Annotated in this window: 19 protein-coding genes and 1 pseudogene; 11 read left to right on the top strand and 9 right to left on the bottom strand. The window is 42.4% G+C overall.

Features of this window, described 5'->3' with window-relative positions; genetic code table 11:
• The first annotated feature begins 16 nt into the window (after positions 1-16).
• The 6 genes and pseudogenes from IGJ05_RS03410 to IGJ05_RS03385 all read left to right on the top strand — a co-directional run bounded on the left by IGJ05_RS03410 (position 17) and on the right by IGJ05_RS03385 (position 5,780).
• Positions 17-316: a malonate decarboxylase subunit delta gene (locus IGJ05_RS03410; RefSeq protein WP_005226050.1), complete on the top strand. Its 300-nt coding sequence runs from the start codon at positions 17-19 to the stop codon at positions 314-316.
• The gene (gene mdcD / locus IGJ05_RS03405; protein WP_317719837.1) at positions 306-1,988 is read left to right on the top strand and encodes a biotin-independent malonate decarboxylase subunit beta; all 1,683 of its coding nucleotides are present in this window, start codon (positions 306-308) and stop codon (positions 1,986-1,988) included. The genes IGJ05_RS03410 and mdcD overlap by 11 nt, the downstream gene beginning before the upstream one ends.
• 3 nt (positions 1,989-1,991) lie before the next feature.
• A complete protein-coding gene (locus IGJ05_RS03400) occupies positions 1,992-2,585 on the top strand; it encodes a malonate decarboxylase holo-ACP synthase (protein WP_016620112.1) in 594 nt (197 codons plus the stop codon).
• A gap of 24 nt (positions 2,586-2,609) precedes the next feature.
• Positions 2,610-3,694: pseudogene (locus IGJ05_RS03395) on the top strand (acyltransferase family protein).
• Positions 3,695-3,706: 12 nt separating this feature from the next.
• On the top strand, positions 3,707-4,564 hold the full coding sequence (locus tag IGJ05_RS03390) for a triphosphoribosyl-dephospho-CoA synthase (RefSeq protein ID WP_005231353.1): 858 nt from the start codon (positions 3,707-3,709) through the stop codon (positions 4,562-4,564).
• 172 nt (positions 4,565-4,736) lie between these two features.
• A complete protein-coding gene (locus IGJ05_RS03385; protein WP_081117165.1) occupies positions 4,737-5,780 on the top strand; it encodes an AI-2E family transporter in 1,044 nt (347 codons plus the stop codon).
• Between the two features lie 185 nt (positions 5,781-5,965).
• Here IGJ05_RS03385 and IGJ05_RS03380 read toward each other — a convergent pair whose 3' ends face one another.
• The 4 genes from IGJ05_RS03380 to IGJ05_RS03365 all read right to left on the bottom strand — a co-directional run bounded on the left by IGJ05_RS03380 (position 5,966) and on the right by IGJ05_RS03365 (position 8,742).
• The gene (locus tag IGJ05_RS03380) at positions 5,966-6,328 is read right to left on the bottom strand and encodes a GNAT family N-acetyltransferase (RefSeq protein ID WP_416230297.1); all 363 of its coding nucleotides are present in this window, start codon (positions 6,326-6,328) and stop codon (positions 5,966-5,968) included.
• A gap of 177 nt (positions 6,329-6,505) precedes the next feature.
• The gene (locus IGJ05_RS03375) at positions 6,506-6,730 is read right to left on the bottom strand and encodes a hypothetical protein (RefSeq protein WP_005226057.1); all 225 of its coding nucleotides are present in this window, start codon (positions 6,728-6,730) and stop codon (positions 6,506-6,508) included.
• Between the two features lie 135 nt (positions 6,731-6,865).
• On the bottom strand, positions 6,866-7,852 hold the full coding sequence (locus IGJ05_RS03370) for a Gfo/Idh/MocA family protein (protein ID WP_317719832.1): 987 nt from the start codon (positions 7,850-7,852) through the stop codon (positions 6,866-6,868).
• On the bottom strand, positions 7,849-8,742 hold the full coding sequence (locus IGJ05_RS03365) for a MurR/RpiR family transcriptional regulator (protein ID WP_225000832.1): 894 nt from the start codon (positions 8,740-8,742) through the stop codon (positions 7,849-7,851). Before IGJ05_RS03365 ends, IGJ05_RS03370 begins: the two co-directional genes overlap by 4 nt.
• A gap of 204 nt (positions 8,743-8,946) precedes the next feature.
• Between IGJ05_RS03365 and IGJ05_RS03360 the strand changes: the two genes are divergently transcribed.
• The 3 genes from IGJ05_RS03360 to IGJ05_RS03350 all read left to right on the top strand — a co-directional run bounded on the left by IGJ05_RS03360 (position 8,947) and on the right by IGJ05_RS03350 (position 11,486).
• The gene (locus tag IGJ05_RS03360; RefSeq protein WP_438725025.1) at positions 8,947-9,972 is read left to right on the top strand and encodes a Gfo/Idh/MocA family oxidoreductase; all 1,026 of its coding nucleotides are present in this window, start codon (positions 8,947-8,949) and stop codon (positions 9,970-9,972) included.
• Between the two features lie 72 nt (positions 9,973-10,044).
• Positions 10,045-10,485 carry a heme-binding protein gene (locus IGJ05_RS03355; RefSeq protein ID WP_311948300.1) on the top strand — a complete coding sequence of 147 codons (441 nt, stop codon included), beginning with the start codon at positions 10,045-10,047 and terminating at the stop codon, positions 10,483-10,485.
• 23 nt (positions 10,486-10,508) lie between these two features.
• Complete coding sequence (locus IGJ05_RS03350) at positions 10,509-11,486, top strand: Gfo/Idh/MocA family protein (RefSeq protein ID WP_081117171.1); 978 nt, start codon at positions 10,509-10,511, stop codon at positions 11,484-11,486.
• A gap of 62 nt (positions 11,487-11,548) precedes the next feature.
• Here IGJ05_RS03350 and IGJ05_RS03345 read toward each other — a convergent pair whose 3' ends face one another.
• Entirely contained in the window at positions 11,549-11,737 is a 189-nt protein-coding gene (locus IGJ05_RS03345) for a hypothetical protein (RefSeq protein ID WP_005226063.1), read from the bottom strand.
• A 183-nt stretch (positions 11,738-11,920) separates the two neighbouring features.
• On the opposite strand from IGJ05_RS03345, the gene IGJ05_RS03340 reads away from it, so the two are divergent.
• Positions 11,921-13,246: a dihydrolipoyl dehydrogenase family protein gene (locus IGJ05_RS03340; RefSeq protein WP_317719828.1), complete on the top strand. Its 1,326-nt coding sequence runs from the start codon at positions 11,921-11,923 to the stop codon at positions 13,244-13,246.
• Positions 13,247-13,488: 242 nt separating this feature from the next.
• Here IGJ05_RS03340 and IGJ05_RS03335 read toward each other — a convergent pair whose 3' ends face one another.
• The 4 genes from IGJ05_RS03335 to IGJ05_RS03320 form a co-directional block, all read right to left on the bottom strand.
• On the bottom strand, positions 13,489-13,656 hold the full coding sequence (locus IGJ05_RS03335) for a hypothetical protein (RefSeq protein WP_005235914.1): 168 nt from the start codon (positions 13,654-13,656) through the stop codon (positions 13,489-13,491).
• 307 nt (positions 13,657-13,963) lie between these two features.
• Complete coding sequence (locus tag IGJ05_RS03330; RefSeq protein ID WP_438725023.1) at positions 13,964-14,758, bottom strand: hypothetical protein; 795 nt, start codon at positions 14,756-14,758, stop codon at positions 13,964-13,966.
• Complete coding sequence (locus tag IGJ05_RS03325; RefSeq protein ID WP_051095336.1) at positions 14,748-15,287, bottom strand: sigma-70 family RNA polymerase sigma factor; 540 nt, start codon at positions 15,285-15,287, stop codon at positions 14,748-14,750. The genes IGJ05_RS03330 and IGJ05_RS03325 overlap by 11 nt, the downstream gene beginning before the upstream one ends.
• Before the next feature lie 61 nt (positions 15,288-15,348).
• Positions 15,349-15,741 (bottom strand): hypothetical protein, encoded by a 393-nt coding sequence (locus tag IGJ05_RS03320; protein ID WP_081117175.1) that lies wholly within the window; start codon positions 15,739-15,741, stop codon positions 15,349-15,351.
• A 162-nt stretch (positions 15,742-15,903) separates the two neighbouring features.
• Here IGJ05_RS03320 and IGJ05_RS03315 point away from each other — a divergent pair, with 162 nt between their 5' ends.
• On the top strand, positions 15,904-17,154 hold the full coding sequence (locus IGJ05_RS03315) for a glycosyltransferase (protein WP_081117176.1): 1,251 nt from the start codon (positions 15,904-15,906) through the stop codon (positions 17,152-17,154).
• The last annotated feature ends 20 nt before the right edge of the window (positions 17,155-17,174 follow it).

Below are 17,174 nucleotides of genomic sequence, written 5' to 3'. Positions count from 1 at the left end.
GAGGAGAGAAGAAGAGATGGAAAAATTAGCTTATACGTATCAAACAACGAAACCAGTCACCAAAAAAGTCCATGTTGGCGTGGTGGGTTCTGGTGACTTGGAAATTCTGCTTTTTCCAACAGACAAACAAGAAACCACCGTTTCAGTTTGTACAGGAAGTGACGGCTTTGGCGATGTGTGGCAAAATGTCTTGACGCGTTTTTTTGAGCGCTATCCAATCAGTGCGCAAATAGTGATCAACGACTTTGGCGCCACTCCCGGTGTGGTTTACCTACGATTAACCCAAGCAATGGAGGAACTAGCAGATGAAGAATAGTTTTGTAGAATTAAATGCTCGAGAACGGGTGCACGCCTTATTGGATGCCAAGAGCGGTCGTGAATTGATCGATCCATTCGACCAAATGATCGCACCCAATCTGGTGGCTCAAGACATCGTGCCACAAAGCGATGATGGGATCGTTGTGTGTCGTGGAACGATTTCTGGAGAAAACGTAGTCGTGATCGCTATGGAAGGGAAATTCCAAGGTGGCGGGATCGGTGAAGTTTCTGGTGCTAAAACCATCGCTGCATTGACGCATGTGTTGGAAGAAAACCAAAAGGGCAATCCGATCACACCGATCATCATCCTCGATACTGGTGGGGTACGCCTCCAAGAAGCGAATTACGGCTTATTGTCGATCGCAGAAATCGGCAATTTGATCGTTGCAATAAAATCGTATGTGCCAGTGATTGGTTTAGTGCCAGGTCGGGTGGGTTCTTTTGGCGGTATGTCGATTACCTCAGCACTTATGAGTTACTTGATAGCGACGAAGAAAGCCCGTATCGGTTTGAACGGTCCTGAAGTCATCGAGCAAGAAGCTGGCGTGAGAGAATTTGATTCCAGTGATAAAGATTTGATTTGGAATACCATTGGCGCCAAACAACGTTTGGAAGCACAGATGATCGATGAACTAGTGACTGACAGTGTCGAATCGATCCAAGAAGCTGTGATTGCGGCGATGGTTGAAAAGAAAGACAGTCATCGCAGCGAAAAAAGTGGTTTTTATCTTTCTCTTTTAAACAAACTTGATCTATCAAAACCGCTGGCTATCGAGGCATTCAATAAGGCTATTGCAGCGCATAAAGCAACTGAAGTGGCACCTATTACTGTAACAGAAGGCCAAGAAGCTGCTGCTGACAGTATCGGTTATCATTGGTTTTCAGCATTGACGAATCTGCAGTTCCCAACCTCAACTAGTGCAACAGTCTATGCAGCTGCATCTGACCTTTTTACTGAAGAAGTCGTTGTTACAGCAATCGTGCCAAACCCAAATAATCCGATGTATCGGGTACGCAATGGAGAAGTTGGTTTAGTCGAAGGGTACGAGATGGGCCATCTGTTAGAAACTGTTTATCACGAAGACAAAGATAAAGCAATCAAACGGCCAATCGTTGCGGTCATCGATGTCCCTAGCCAAGCGTATGGCTATAATGAAGAATTGATTGGTATTCATGCAGCTTTAGCAAATAGTGCGGCAGCTTATGCCAAACTACGCCATGCGGGTCATCCAGTAATCGGTTTTATCGCTGGTAATGCGATCTCTGGGGCTTTCTTAGCGCATGGCTTGCAATCAAGTCGTCTGATCGCATCAAATAGTGAAAAGATCACTGTTCAAGCAATGTCAAAAGAAAGTGCAAGTCGAGTCACCAAACGGTCGATTGCAGCGATTGAAGCCGCGGCGGAAAAAGTACCAAGTATTGCTTATGATATCAAAAATTATACGAAACTTGGGGCAATCTTCACTTTCTTATCCTCCATTACGGATCAGTCTGTCACCTCTGAAAGCAAAGCGACTGTAATTGAAGCGATCAATGAGGCGATTGATGATGTGCGTAAAACGAATGACACGATGTTGACCAGTCGCTACACCAATCCGATCGCTAAAAAGAGCGGCCGGCTGGAAACGAATAACGTATTTGAAAAAATGAATGCAGAATGGAATGAGTAACGAATGAACCGTGCCCACGATATCGTTCAATTAGATAAAGAAGTTCTTGATATGATTGATATTCCCAAATGGTTTTCTGAAAAAGAACAGCTTTTTGCGACCGTCCGTCGTGGGAAACCCCGTAACCCCAGCTATTTACCAGTGGGGTTGCGCGGGGAAAAGCGGCAAGAACGGTTTGCCTTTGAGGCACCCTGCAACATGATCAAACGAACGATCCATCCTTGGGAATTGATCACTCGTGAGAGCTTTCGTTTCAATGAAGTAGCCAATTATCCAGTTTACCGCAGCTATCAACAAGCACGGCTTTTATTGAAGCACTATTCTTGGGGAATCGGTGGCAGCTTGGGTTTTGAATTGGCTGCAAAACAGGCAGCAATCAAGCCGACCAGTGATTTAGATCTGTTGCTTTATGCCGACACGAAAGAAAAGCTGCCACTGGAACTATTGGAAAAGCAGGCAGCCTTTTTTCAACAGATCGATGTTCAAGTTATCACAAAACAAGGCGGGTTTGCCTTAAAGGAGTATTTGGAACATCCATCAAAAAAAATCTTAGTAAAAACAGACGAAGGGCCAAAACTCACCACTGAGATTTGGTAATTATTAGAAAAGTGAGCGAAAAACATGTTTGAGAACAACGATTTAAAAATCAACATCAGTGATTTCCAAAAAGTATTTGCCGTGACAGCAGTAATGATGCAAACGATTTTGACTTTTGCCTTATCCAATACCCAAGATGAAAAGACTGCAGCATTCATCGGTACCTTTTATGTCTTGGTGAAATTTACCGCACCCCTGTTTATTTTTGCTATTGTTTATAACATGGTTAAGACTAGTCAACATCTGTCTTATCTAGAATTTTTGAAAGAAAAGTTTTTGAACTTGTCGTGCCATATGTGCTTTGGACGACGGCTTATTTATGGCTGTTTCCCGCTGTCCAACAAGGAAAACCTTATACTGACACAGCAACGTTTTTACTGAAATATGTGACGGGGGATGCGGCGCCACACTTATAGTATACGATCATGATGCTGCAGATCCAATTGTTGATGCCGTTTTTTGTCTGGTTAGGCTACAAAGTGTTGACGAAGAAAAAAGCTGTTTGGCCAGTATTGATCGTCGCAACTGCTTTGTATGTCGTTTGGTATGTATTTTATGATCGCCAAGTTTTTGAAGGACCGCATCATGAAAGCTGGTATTTATTGGATCGGTTTGTCTTTAGCTTTGTGATCTACGGGATCTATGGCGAAGCCGCTTTGATTTATCACGCAACCGTTTATCGCTTCCTATACAAGATTCGCTACGCTTTCTTGCCAGTGGGCTTAGCATTAGGGCTATTATCTGCCAATCATCTGCTACATTATGCAGGTGATCTAAGTTTCGCTCATGCACCGTATTTAAATACATTGCAAAGCTTATATAGCTTAGTATTGATTTTTGCAGTCTTTATGTTTGGATCAACCATGATCAAAAACAATGCCCCACAGTTAGGGACGTTTAAGTGGCTGTCTACTTATGCGTATCGAACCTATCTTGCCAATGTTTTTGTCTTTCAAGTCTTGTTGCTATGCTTCAAAGATTTGTTGCTGCAACTGCCAATGGGCATCATGATCATCGTCGCTTATTTGGCAACTGCCAGCTGTGGTTTTTTAACAAGCTATGTTTTGCATGTTTTATGGGTAACGATCAAAGGTCAAATCAAAAACTAGAGGAGGAGTTGGATGTTTGCATTAGCTGTAGAAGAAAATTGTCGACGACTCGCCCAATTGGTAGAAGAAGCCTTGATTGCAGAAGTGACATTGTCCCCAAAACCTGGGTTAGTGGATGCCATTGATTCAGGTGCCCATCACGATATGGATCAAGCACTCTTTCTACGATCAGCTCGAGCATTGACGCCATACTTTGAAGAAATGGCCTTGGTGTCTTGGGGAAGCAGCATGTCTCAAGAGTTGCGGGAAGCAATCGCTGCCATCGGTCGGAAGGCAGAACAGGCGATGTTGGCAGCCACTGGTGGCATCAACACTCATAAAGGGGCCATCTGGGCACTAGGCTTGCTCATCAGCGCCGTCAGTAGCCAACTTAGTCGCAAACAACGGATTTTTTTACCAGAAGTCTTTTCTGACATCCAGCTTCTCACTGCATTTCCTGATCGTGCGCTGATTCAACAAACAGAAAGTCATGGCAAAACTGTTCAAGCCAAATATGGACATCTCGGTGCGTATGGGGAAGCTGCTGCTGGGTTCCCTCATGTTCAAATCGCTCTAGCAGATTATTTTTCTCGGGATTGTTCCAATGAGACCAAAAAAAGGCTCCACATGCTGTTGGCGATCATCGCTACGCTGGACGATACGTGTATTTTATACCGCAGCAATCAAGAGGTACTGGCACTGGTTCAGCAACTCGCACAAAAAGCCAATCAGCAAGCGTTGCCGAACCCAGCATTTCATGCACTAGCAGCCTTCTGCCAGTCAGAAAATGTGTCTCCAGGCGGCAGTGCTGATCTGTTGGCTGCCAGCTTCTTTTTATTGTCCATCAACTCGGTTTTACCCGTAAACGAAGGAAAGACCGTTTACCAATAACTCTTTTCCTTAGAAGAAAGGCAACGATTCTTCTAAGGATTTTTTGTTTCATTTTTTCGCTCGATTAAGAAAAATAAAATCTCTTGCTATTTGCATAGTTTAATGATTAGATAATTCTTAGGCACTACTGAAATGCTTCGTTGCTCCATTGCAACGAATAAAGGAGTTACAGATGAAATACTATAATGCTTTTCTTCAAAATCTTGTGTTGCGGCGCTGGACTGTCCTGTTTATGCTTGCGGGCATTCTTTTTTTGTTTCGCAGTCTGATGACCATTCTTTTGCTGACCTTTATCTTTACGTATCTGATTTATCGGCTGGTTCTTTTGCTCCATCGAAAAAGCCATCTGCCCATCAAGCTTACGAGCATCCTGACCTACAGCTTGATTGTTTTTATTCTTTATTTAGTAGCAACAAATTATGTACCCATCATCATCAAACAATCCGTCCAATTAGTCAATTCCGTTGCTGATTTCTACCAACGGACAGACTCCAATAATGAATTGATCGAATATGTCTTGAATTTATTGCAGACCAGCGAATACATCCAGAAATTACAAAGCGGCGTTCTAGTCGTGATCAATTATCTGTATAATTTCGGTGAGTTGGCGTTGACTGTGCTGATCTCCTTTCTGCTTAGCTTCTTCTTTATGATCGATAACAAAAAGACCGTTGCGTTTTCTCGGCTGTTTTTGCAAGGGCGAGGGGCGTGGTTCTTTGAAGATGTTTACTATTTAGGAGCTAAGTTTACGCGGGCTTTCGGAAATGTGATCGAGACGCAGTTGGTGATCGCCTTAGTCAATACAGCGATCACTGTTTTCGCCTTAGCGGTGATGGGCTTTCCGCAGCTGTTGAGTTTGGCGTTGATGATTTTCTTTCTCAGCTTGATTCCTGTTGCTGGTGTGATCATCTCGTGTATTCCATTGACGTTTATTGCCTATTCTATCGGCGGATTTAATGACGTGATCTACATTCTATTGATCATAGTGTTTGTTCATGCGTTGGAATCCTATATCTTAAACCCGCGCTTGATGGCTAATAAAACAGAGATCCCGATGTTTTACACGTTTATTCTCCTGTATCTTAGCGAACATCTCTTTGGCTTGTGGGGCTTGATCATCGGGATCCCATTGTTCACTTTCTTTTTAGATTTAATGAATGTGAAAGAGATTCCGCGATTGCGTAAAAAATCCCATGACACCTTGCAGGACCAATAAAAATGATTGCTATAAAGGATGGCAATTGATAGAAAAAACCATCTCTGCCGATGAAAGGCGAGATGGCTTTTTTATTTCGCAGCAATTTTTTTCGTAAAGGAGACAAAGCAGATTGCTGAAGAGGGGCTTTGAAACATCCCTGTTGCTGAATACCCTAACGAGTGATAAAAGTGAACCAGCTTAGGTTATTGCAGGATCGTATTCAAACGTAACGTATCTGTTTGAACGAGCCTTTCAATCAAGGTCATTGCTTGTCTACCAATCCCGCGGTTCTCGTAGGAGGGAAGAAGGGCGATGGAAGATAGCTTCGTCGTATGTTCCTGCTCAACCGTCAGTTTTACAAAGCCCACGGTTTTCTGAGCGGTCATGATTAAATAATAAGTGGTATTCGACGCAGAAAACTTTGCGTTTAGCTTCTCGAAACTTTGTAAATAGGGAGAAGTTTCTTTGTCTTGATAACGGAGAAAGAGTGGTTTGAAGGCCGCTTTTTGTATCAAGTAGATTGAAAGCAGATCGGAAAGCTTCGCTTCTTTAAGCTGAATGAGCATGCACACCTCCATAAAAAATCAGACATCATTTATTGAAAGACATTGATTCGGCTTAGCAGATCCTGATGGAAAAGCCATCGATTAGCAGTCTTTCATTGGCTCGTTTCTGTTTTGATCCTTCCCTCAACCACAGGTTCACAAACGAAGAGATCCGCAGGGGTTCGTGCCGTCGTTGTTTTATTGAAAAAGATCATTTATCGATGTCACTAAGTCGTCATAGGTTTGACCGGTAGCGATTGCATAAACGGAAAGCAAAAAGACGAGTGCTGCTGCCAACACGTAAAAAATACGGAGGCGATAGCCGTCACCTGTCCGACGATTTTTTACAAAAGTAAAAACCGTCACAGCTAGATAAGCGAAGGTCAATAAACAAATAAGGTACGTTATAATTTCTGGAGTCATAAGCGTTTTCCTTTCTTTTTTATTTGTATAAAAATATACTCAATAAATATAATATAAACATTTCAATAGCGTCAAAGAAAGCGCTCAATTTTTGACAAAAAAACTGACCGAGTGGCAACCACTGGTCAGTTCTATTCAAAAACGATGGGGCATGATCTTAATTGTCTTTTTTTCCGCATCTAGTAAGCTTCTTAGTTCATCAGCTAAAGCGATACAGGCAATACTATCCGTTAAGGACATCAGGGGATTTTCGAGTTGTCCTTGTGCAAGAGCGATATGAACTGCTTGAATCTCCGAATGGAAATCATCGATCTCGTACCCAATATCATAGACCGTGTCTTCTTGGTCAATCGTCACGGTAAAAGAAGCGGGGCGATGGAAGTTGGGGATCGTGATTTTCCCTTTTGTTCCTTGTAACTCCGCCACCGTCTCTTTTGTTTGGTCAAATCCAGTCTCAATCACTGCAACAAAGTCTTCACTGACAAAGCGTGCTTCAACATAGGTATCAACCCCAGTTTCATACAGGCTGTAATCGATCATTTCGGCAGTTAAATTTTCTGGTGAAAAATCTTGGATAAAGGCTAAGTTATAGATCCCCATATCCAGTAAAGCACCCCCTTGTTTTGGCAGATAATGGTAAGAACTGCCTTCGACTGGTAAATGGCGGCGAAAAGTAGTCGTGACACTTGTTAGCTCACCGATATGACCACCATCCACAAGTTCTTTTAGTTTGCGATACGCTGGGGTGAAGCGTGGCTTCATGGCTTCCATAAAGAAGACTTCGTGTGCTTGGGCTTGTTTTTGTACATCGCGCATTTCTTGTGCAGTCAAGGTTGCTGGTTTTTCACATAAAACAGCTTTTTTCGCTTGAAAGGCTCTGATGATCCATTCATAGTGATACAAATGCGGCAAAGCAATATAAACGACATCGATAGTTGGATCATCTAATAGGTTTTGGTAGTCATCAAAGACGGCGTCACACGGAAATTTTGCTTGAAACGCTTGCGCTTTTTCCATCGTACGACAAGCAACCCCATAAAGCTGGGCGTCTTGAAAATTTTCTAAACTAGCAGCAAAGCGATTGGCGATATTTCCGGCACCAATAATTCCCCAATTGATCATTTTATTTCCCTCTTTTCTTCAGTTGACGGGTATTCTGAGAGAATCCCTGATTCCAAAACAGTTTGTTTTTTTCTTAACTCGACAATATTTTTTTGGTATTCTTTGGCATACAGCAATGCAAACAGTGAATCTAAAATATACTCAAAGGCGACCTGTGAAGAAAAGGTGCCGACTTTGAGAAAATCACGTTCATCATGAGAAGCGATGATCGCATGGGTCGCTAATGGGATGATTTTCGCATGAGCGTTTCCAGAAATCACGATCACTGGTACCCCGACATCACGAAAGTGCTGCATGATTTTTTCGTATTGCGTATTTTTCCCACGGTAGGTAATAAACACGGCACAATCATTTTGCGTGACGTTCGATGCATTCCACGCATCATCCCCATATTCATCAGCAACGATCAGATACTTATTGATTTTGACCAACTTGTTTTGAAAACTTCTTGCCCGGATCTGAGAATCGCCGCGAGCAAATAAGAAAATCCGTTGCGCAGCTTCCAACGATTGCACCACTGCTTCCATCATTTCTGGAGCGACCTGAGCATGGGTTTTGTGGATCGAGTTGATCGTTAGATCGGCCATTTTTTTCAAAATGTCAGGTGTTTGATCCTTAGGCGAAAAGGGAAAATTCGCGTCAACAAAGGTTGGGTTGAACATCTGATTATGGGCAATTTCAGCCAGACCTAAGCGAAAACTTTTAAATCCTTCATACCCCATCTTTTTGGCTAGACGAATGACGGAAGAGTGGGATGTGTATGTATGCTTAGCGATGACTTCAATCGTCAACAAAGGCACATCATTGATATTTTGCAAAATATAATCGGCAATCCGTTTCTCCGTATTGGTCAATCCTTCTTGAAGCCGTAATTTATCTCTTAATAACATCAAACCACCTCTTTCTAATCATAGCCTAGGACAAAGAAAACCAAAAGCAAAAACTGTACCTTTTTGGCAATTTGGTAAAAATGTTCAGAACCACTGAGCAGTGTGCGAAAAAGTCTGGTCAAAAGAACCTGTTTTTGGCAAAAGACTTCTCATTTCGAAGGATATCAGCAATAATCAAGCTATCAATTCATAGGAGGCGTCACAATGTTAACTATCGCATATCTCGGAAACGGAAAAAGCACCAATCGCTACCATCTGCCTTTTTCAACCAAGCTACAGGATAAGATCAAAGTAAAGACGATCTATTCACCAAGCGGCAAGCTGACCTGGCCAACACTAGAAGGCGTTCATTACACCTCTGACTTAGAGGATATCTACCGTGATCCTGAAATTCAATTAGTTGTGGTCACGACCCCCAGTCATTTGCATTATGAATTAGGCAAGGATGTCTTGCTCCATGGGAAAAATGTCTTGATCGAAAAACCTTTTACGGAAACTTCGGCACAAGCAAAGGAATTGTTCGCACTGGCGCAAGAGAAAGGCTTGTTTGTGCAATGCTATCAAAATCGCCGCTTTGATTCCGATTTTTTGACCACGCAAAAAGTGATCGAAAGCGGCGTGCTCGGAGATCTCTTAGAAGTAGAGATGCATTATGATTATTTTCGTCCAGAGATTCCACGGTCAGTGACCGAATTTTCATTGAATACTAGCTACTTGTACGGACACGCTTGTCATACACTGGACCAAGTGATCTCCTATTTTGGACAGCCAGACGATGTCCATTATGAGGTTCGGCAATTGCTTGGAAAAAATCGCATGAATGATTACTTCGATTTGGATCTGTTTTATGGTCGAATGAAAGTCTCAGTCAAATCTAGTTACTTCCGATTAAAAGAGCGGCCTAGTTTTGTCGTTTATGGCGAAAACGGCGTTTTTGTAAAACAAACCAAGGATCGACAAGAAGAGCATCTAAAACAGTTTTATCTCCCAGATCATGCCGATTTTGGGATCGATTTGCCAGAGCACTATGGCACACTAACTTATATGGATGCTAACGGGAACTACCATGAAGAAAAAGTCATCTCTGAAATTGGTGATTATAGCCGTGTGTATGAGGGCGTCTATGAAACGATCATCCATGGCAAAGAGAAAATCGTGAAAGACGAAGGAACGATTTTACAAATCGAAATGCTAGAAACAGGCATCAATCAAGTGATTACTGAGTCATAATGCAGGGTGATTATGGGGCTTTTGACAAACAAAGCGCCTGAAGGCATCAACTGACTCAACGTAAAGGAGTAGATCCGAATCGAACCTTCAGAAATCCTGCAAGAAGAACAGCAGCTGCAGTTTGCTCATTTTGACAATGACCTCGCATTGCGGTTGGTTATTGCCATCGATCAGTACGTTAAAAGGAACTATCCGAAGCCGGTAGGGATCAAAGTTGTTCATCAGGGCTTGCCGATCATTCGATTTTTAATGGCAGGGCGAAAAGAGAGCCCTTGGCTTGAAAGAAAAGAACGAACGGTACTAGAAAGCGGGCATAGTTCACTGTACGTCTATGCGCAAAAAGATAGAGATATACAATTTGCTAAATGGGCACAAGACGAACATTATGCAATTTGTGGTGGTGGTTTTCCAATTATCGAAGACAGAAAAGTCACTGGTGCTATCTGTGTGTCAGGTTTGGCTCATTTAGAGGATCATAAAGTGATCACCGAAGTATTGAAACAAATGATTTAAGAAGATAGAAAAGGGGAAGCAAGATGAACTTAGCGATTTTAGGGGCAGGCATGATCGTCCATGATTTTTTAACGGTGGCAGGGGATGTCCCACAACTTGAACTGTCCGCTATTTTTGGGACAGAAAATGATTTAGAAAAAATGAATCACTTAAAACAGCAATACAAGATTCAAACCGTCTACACAGAGTTAGGGGCATGTTTGGCGGATCCATCCGTTGACACCGTGTATGTCGCACTGCCCAATCATTTGCATTATTCCTTTGCCAAAGAAGCAATCCTCGCTGGCAAACACGTCATTTGTGAAAAGCCATTTACGTTGCAGACACGAGAATTAGTAGAATTAGCAGAATTGGCTGCTGCCCACAAGGTGCTTTTGATCGAAGCCATCACAAATCAGTACTTAGCCAACTATCAAGGAATAAAAGCGCAGCTTGAAACATTGGGAGAGCTGAAAGTGATTGAATGCAACTATTCGCAGTATTCTTCTCGTTATGATTTATTCAAAGAGGGAACCGTTTTACCTGCATTTAACCCGAAAATGGGTGGTGGGGCATTGATGGATATCAATATCTATAATATTCATTTTGTCGTCGGGCTTTTAGGAAAACCAAAAAGTGTCCGCTATTTTGCTAATGTCGAACAGGGGATCGATACTTCTGGCATGCTGTTTTTAGACTATGAACAAACAAAAGTCGTTTGTATCGGCACCAAAGATTCGACAGCGACGATTCGTTCAACGATCCAAGGGACGAAAGGATCGATCATCGTCAATGGGCCGACGAATATGCTTGCCAGCTATGACGTTGAACCGGTCCATGGGGCAAAAAGCCATCAGGATCGCAGCGTTCACGGACATCGTATGTTTGAAGAATTTGTCCGTTTTGCACAAGCCATTCACGAAAATGATCAGGCCTTTGTCAAGGAACGTCTTGCCCATAGCAAGCTGGTGATGGAAGTCGTGGAAAAAGCATTGGCAGATGCCCAGATCGTATTAGGATAATCGCATCAATGAGGAAAGACACCAGCTTCTTAGAAAAGTTGCTGGAGTCTTTGTCTGTTGTCTTATTTTTTCTTCTTTAAACTCAATAAGGTTAGTGGGATACCCAAGGTGAGGTAGCCGACAATCGTCATCAAACAGACTACCAGCCAAAAGTTATCTACTGCTAGAAATGCAATCAGCCCATATGCCACCAGAATCGAGAGAAAATAAAAAAGAAAGAGCTGAAAAAAACGTTTAAAACTCACAGTCATTCATTCTCCTTTGTCGTTAAACTGACAAGAAAAGTATACCACATCAAATGCAACTTCAAGGGCTGAATGTGATCTTTCGCAGGAGCCGCTAAAGGCGAATTGTTTTGTCGACTGGCCGTGATTCGCTATACTTGAAGGGAACAGAAAGCGCAGGAATATTTTTTTAGGAGAAGGAGGAGACAGATGAAAAAGGTGGATGTACTGATTATCGGAGCGGGTCCAGCTGGAACGGCTGCTGCCTATGGGTTAAAAGCCAAAGGTAAGACAGTGGCGATCGTTGAAGCCGATTTATGGGGTGGCACTTGCCCCAATCGCGGGTGCGATCCAAAAAAACTACTGATGCGAGGCGTAGAAGTCAAAACAGAGGCGAAACGTATGCAAGGCAATGGTGTTCAAGGGCAGGTAGCCATTGATTGGCCGGCACTGATGGCGTTTAAGCGCTCGTATACCGATCGGGTGCCAGAGTCAACCAAACAAGGGTTAATAGCAGAAGGGATCACTACTTACTACGGACAAGCCGCTTTTCGTGATGCCCATACGGTCGTCGTGGACGCAGAAGAGATTCAAGCAGAAAAAATAATTATTGCGACAGGACAGCGTCCAGCCGTACTGCCCATCGTCGGCAAGGAGCATTTACAAAGCAGTACTGATTTTCTTTCCTTTGAAAAGATGCCAGCAACGATTGCTTTCATAGGTGCTGGGTATATTACCTTCGAATTGGCTATGATCGCTCAAGCAGCAGGTGCTGAAGTTCATGTGATCCATCATAATGACCAGCCGCTAAAAGGATTTGATGCTGAATTGACCGCAGAAATGGTTCGTTCAATGCAGGACCAAGGCGTTTCGTTCCACTTTAATCAGAACACGCGGCGAATCACGAAAGAACAAAACCACTATACGATCCAGACACAAGCATTGTCTCTCACCGTAGAAGCAGTGATTGGTGCCACGGGACGCAGACCCAATAGCGATCAGCTGCAACTGGAAAAGGCAGGGGTAGAAACGTCAAAACAAGGGATCGTAGTAAATGAGTTTTTGCAGACTAGTCAAAGAAACATCTATGCAATTGGGGATGTGGTAGCGAAAAAGCAGCCCAAACTGACGCCTGTTGCCAGCTTTGAAGCCGCCTATCTTGTCGATCATATAGATGACCAGAAAACACCCATCCGCTATCCGCTGATCCCTACGCTGGTTTTTGGTGCGGAAAAACTAGCAAGAATCGGGATCAGTGAGCAAGAGATTGCCGATAATGCCTCAGAGTATCATAGCGAGGTGATGGATCTTTCTTCTTGGTATACCTATCGACGAATCAATGATCAAGATGCAAAAATCAAATTGGTTTATGACACATCTGATACCATCGTTGCGGTCACGATTGTTTCTGCATTGGCCGATGAGTTGATCAACCACTTCGTTTTTGTGTTGGAGAATCAGCTATCGAAAGAAGCGCTGGCCCAAATGATTTTTGCCTACCCAACACCTGCTAGCGATTTGTCCTATTTTCTATAAATAATCAAACAAGCCTGCGCTAGTTTCCGCTAGCACAGGCTCTAAATTATTATGTCCGTATTGACTATAGTCCGTGAACCTTAAATGAACCTTAAAGTTAGGCTGGGTTTCATTTAGGCAATGTCTTTGTTTTCTAGTAACCCTAGGTTTAGGCTTTTTTTGACAGTCGGCGGACAGCTGCAATCAGTAAGATCGCTGACAAGAAGAGTCCGACCAAATAGATGATGAAAACAGAATCTGGCTCATAGTGCCGATAATTGAATATTTTTACCATAAAAAAGAGAAACGGGATCGCTGCAATAAGGGTTGAAACGAAACGTTTCCGCCATTGTATGAAAAACGATCCAATCACTAGAAAAAGACAAAACGGGATCCAAAAGACCAAATGTCCGATAAGTTCGATTTTTCACACCTCCTAGCAAGTAAAATCATCATAACGTTTCTTCCTAAAAAGCAAGCGTGAAGGAAAAAATAATCCCATTAGGCATGTATGAAATTATGAGTGGAGTCTTCTGAAAAGTTCACAAGAAATCTGAGAATTTCAAAAGGAAATGAAAAAACGAACGGTTAGGAATATCCCAATAGTCCGAGACAAAAAATACCTCTTGCAGCATTCATTTTGACTTGAATCCTGCAAGGGGTACTCTTTTTTAGAAAATCTGGTGCTTTATTCAATTGATATAAAAGAAATGCCTAGGAAGGAGCAGCAGTCCTTTTTTATGGCAAGATGTTCTTACTATAAAAAAGGGAAATGACCATACCTATGTCCAACAGATCCTTATAATAAAATCCTTTTAGTGGACCAATGTGTAAGAAAAATCCGAGAATCATTAATACAAACAGCAGCAGAAAAAGCAGGTTGAAAGCGGTCATCAAGCGAAAACTGAAATGCCAATTACTCAGGAAATACTGATATTTCGCTGCTCGGTAAACTTTGTTTTGAATCGGAATTTTCTTGAGTGCAGGGATCGATTCATGATAGGACGTAAATAATTCGTAGTCTTTTTTCGTCAGTACTTCTGAGAAAATGTGCGTCCCTGCCTGAAAGTCGAAATAGCCCCAATGGAATTGTTCTTTATCCTCTGGTGATTCGTGCTTCATCAGCTTTCTTGGCTTGATCGTGAACGCCTTGATGGTCTCATAGGGGTAACTGAAATAGGTGTTACTTTCTAAATAGTCGATGATGACCAGAAAAAGCATGCGGGTTTCTGTGAAAACTAACAAACGATTGCCGCGGGTATCATGAAAGATGTCCCGGTATGCTTTTGCTTTCTCGGTTTTTGCATAGGCATAGGCGCCAAGTCCTTGATTGGCGAAGGCGAGGTTTCCATCTGGCGTCAAAGGCAGATAGCCAAGAATCGTTTCGTCTTTTGCTAAAAGCGTCTGAAGCTCCTCTAATAGATCTTGCAAGAAAACATATTGTTTGGACAGCTCGAAAGTTGTTGCTTTTACTTGTTCAGATATTTTTGTCAGTGAATTGTTTTCATTTAAGACTAACTGTTTAAAATCCATCGATAGTCATCCTTTCTTTTAAGCGTTTGCGGCCACGGGAAAGACGATTGTAGATCGCTGAGACATTTAAGTCCGTCTGCTCTGCGATGGTTTCGGGTGACTCTTGGTAAAAATAGTAGAGCAGAAAAATCCTTTGATCGAGGGCTTCAAGGTCTTCAATAAAGCCCAAAAAGGTTTCCTTTGTCAAAGGTGATTCTTCAATAGCTAGTTCCTGCTCATCAACAGGTTTTTCTTCCAGTGAGCGCTTGTTCAATTTCCGCTTGTGGTCAATCGCACGACTACGACTGATCAAAAGCAGCCAAGTAATCAAGCGGCTTCTTTCTGGTTGGTACGCAGCAATCTTTTGCCAAACCTCGTAAAAAACTTCGTTCGCTACATCTTGGCGCTCGCTCACTTCATGCGGTTGGGAGAGGACACTATGAATCGTCCTCAGCATGCTATCACCATAAACAGCTAACAGTTCTTCTAAGCCGGCATAGTCTTTCTTTTTGATTCGTTCAATGATTTCTTCATCCTGCACCTTCTTCACCCCTTCACACTATATACGAAGAATGTTTGCCTTTTCTATCAGAAAAAGAAAAAAACCTCTGTTAACGAGGTTCATGTTCTTTGGCCAGAAGATCTGTTGCCAAGCGCTGGGCCAAATATTCCAAAAGAATGCCGCCAAAAAAAGCGCCTATCATATAAAGAATGACTGCTTGCAGCTCCAATGGATTATTTGCTAGCCAGAAAGAAAATAGCGAGCCGATGATGAATAGGTAGCTGCCAAAAAGCACTTGCCGCCACGAGCGTTTTTTAACAAACTTGCTAATGAGAAAGGTTGAAAGGATCATCAAGAGAATTTGGATGAATGCCAGCGAAGGCAAAAGTGCAAAGTCAGAAACAACCATTTCCCAAAATTGTTGAATCAAGAAAAAGAAAGCAAAGAGAATGAGCCCGCTTGATAATGTACTAAGCCGCAAGGAAGATATTTTTTTTCGCATTGGTTTACTCCTTGAAAGGTTCTCTTTATTATAGCAAATTTTTAATTAAATAATGTAAAAAGATGAACGAGAAGATCTGCAAAAAAACTTCTCCTACATGTGCCTACTTTTAGAATACTTGAAAGAAACGAGTGGATGGACTCGATACATAAGGAGGATTTCATGCCAACGATTCTTTTTGCGCCTGCGGTATTCAACTTGGCTGAAACGACAAGGATGATCGAAGTCGCTAAACAAATGCAAGGAAATCACCACTGCGAGTTCTTTGGTTTTTCAAAAACCTTTGCTTCACTTATCACTGAAAGTGGCTTTACGTACCATTTGCTGACGCCGAATCTGACAGAAAAACAAGAGGAACAGATCATAAAATTAGATCAACTACGCTCAATAAAAAATCCCTTCACCAAAGAGATGGTTGTCGCGCGTATTCTGAGCGAACAAAAGCTGATCGATAAACTTGCTCCTCAGGTCATTGTAACTGGATCGAATGTCACGATCTTTCTATCTGCTCGCAGCAAACAGATTCCCTTAGTCTACGTAAAACCCTATGCGATGAGCGATCCCTTTTTTCGATCAGATAGCGCATTTATCCCTTCTAGTTTGCGTTTCTTCGGACCGCTAAGGAAACCACTTTGGTATTGGATAAGAAAACAATTGGTAAAATCCCGCTGGATGCCCCGAGCATTCAAACACGCTGCTCAAACAGAAAAACTTTTTATGCCTGAAACGAGCTTACGAATGATGGACGCTGATTTAAATCTCATCACCACTCCTGATTTATTTTTAACGAAAGAGCAGCTGCCAGAAAATTATCAAATCGTTGGGCCGATTTTTGCGAAGCTCGGGTCTTCTTTACCAGACGAAGTGTTGACTTTTATTCAACAAAAGCGGCGGGAAAGAAAACGAATCGTTTATTTTGCGATGGGCAGTTCGGGGAATCCGCGCATGGTGCGAAAAATCTTAGCTTTCTTGCGAAACCGTTCGGAACTAGCGATCATTGCTCCGGTTACACATCTACTCAAGGGGAAACACAACGACTCAGAGAATCTGTTCTTGACCGAATATCTGCCAAGTCATCTATTGCATGAGCATATCGATTTTTCTTTTATCCATGGTGGGGAAGGGACTGTTCAAACAGCTTGTGCATCTGGGAAGCCGTTTATCGGAATTGGGATGCACTATGAGCAATGCTGCAATATGCAGTACTGCGTGGCGTATGGCAATGCAATCGCGCTGACAAAACCATTAACTGAGAAAAAGCTGGAAGCTGCCCTGACTGAGGTTGGAGCTCCGAAGATTTGCCAACAAGCCTATCAGTTAAAGAAGGATTTCCCGACAAATGGTCCTCAGAAAGCGATGCAGGAGATTGAACACTTTTTAGAAAAAAACAATTTTTCTAAATTTTCCTATTAAAAAAGAGCGATTATCATTGA

The organism is Enterococcus sp. AZ167, assembly GCF_051714025.1.
Lineage (GTDB): Bacteria > Bacillota > Bacilli > Lactobacillales > Enterococcaceae > Enterococcus_D > Enterococcus_D casseliflavus.
Note: the sequence above shows the minus strand (reverse complement) of the source record. Positions and strands in the feature narration are given on the sequence as shown.

Excerpts from the sequence above, each read along its gene's own strand:
- IGJ05_RS03410 (WP_005226050.1), top strand. The coding sequence starts at position 17 with ATGGAAAAATTAGCTTATACGTATCAAACAACGAAACCAGTCACCAAA.
- mdcD (WP_317719837.1), top strand. The coding sequence starts at position 306 with ATGAAGAATAGTTTTGTAGAATTAAATGCTCGAGAACGGGTGCACGCC.
- IGJ05_RS03400 (WP_016620112.1), top strand. The coding sequence starts at position 1,992 with ATGAACCGTGCCCACGATATCGTTCAATTAGATAAAGAAGTTCTTGAT.
- IGJ05_RS03390 (WP_005231353.1), top strand. The coding sequence starts at position 3,707 with ATGTTTGCATTAGCTGTAGAAGAAAATTGTCGACGACTCGCCCAATTG.
- IGJ05_RS03385 (WP_081117165.1), top strand. The coding sequence starts at position 4,737 with ATGAAATACTATAATGCTTTTCTTCAAAATCTTGTGTTGCGGCGCTGG.
- IGJ05_RS03380 (WP_416230297.1), bottom strand. The coding sequence starts at position 6,328 with ATGCTCATTCAGCTTAAAGAAGCGAAGCTTTCCGATCTGCTTTCAATC.
- IGJ05_RS03375 (WP_005226057.1), bottom strand. The coding sequence starts at position 6,730 with ATGACTCCAGAAATTATAACGTACCTTATTTGTTTATTGACCTTCGCT.
- IGJ05_RS03370 (WP_317719832.1), bottom strand. The coding sequence starts at position 7,852 with ATGATCAATTGGGGAATTATTGGTGCCGGAAATATCGCCAATCGCTTT.
- IGJ05_RS03365 (WP_225000832.1), bottom strand. The coding sequence starts at position 8,742 with ATGTTATTAAGAGATAAATTACGGCTTCAAGAAGGATTGACCAATACG.
- IGJ05_RS03360 (WP_438725025.1), top strand. The coding sequence starts at position 8,947 with ATGTTAACTATCGCATATCTCGGAAACGGAAAAAGCACCAATCGCTAC.
- IGJ05_RS03350 (WP_081117171.1), top strand. The coding sequence starts at position 10,509 with ATGAACTTAGCGATTTTAGGGGCAGGCATGATCGTCCATGATTTTTTA.
- IGJ05_RS03345 (WP_005226063.1), bottom strand. The coding sequence starts at position 11,737 with ATGACTGTGAGTTTTAAACGTTTTTTTCAGCTCTTTCTTTTTTATTTT.
- IGJ05_RS03340 (WP_317719828.1), top strand. The coding sequence starts at position 11,921 with ATGAAAAAGGTGGATGTACTGATTATCGGAGCGGGTCCAGCTGGAACG.
- IGJ05_RS03330 (WP_438725023.1), bottom strand. The coding sequence starts at position 14,758 with ATGGATTTTAAACAGTTAGTCTTAAATGAAAACAATTCACTGACAAAA.
- IGJ05_RS03320 (WP_081117175.1), bottom strand. The coding sequence starts at position 15,741 with ATGCGAAAAAAAATATCTTCCTTGCGGCTTAGTACATTATCAAGCGGG.
- IGJ05_RS03315 (WP_081117176.1), top strand. The coding sequence starts at position 15,904 with ATGCCAACGATTCTTTTTGCGCCTGCGGTATTCAACTTGGCTGAAACG.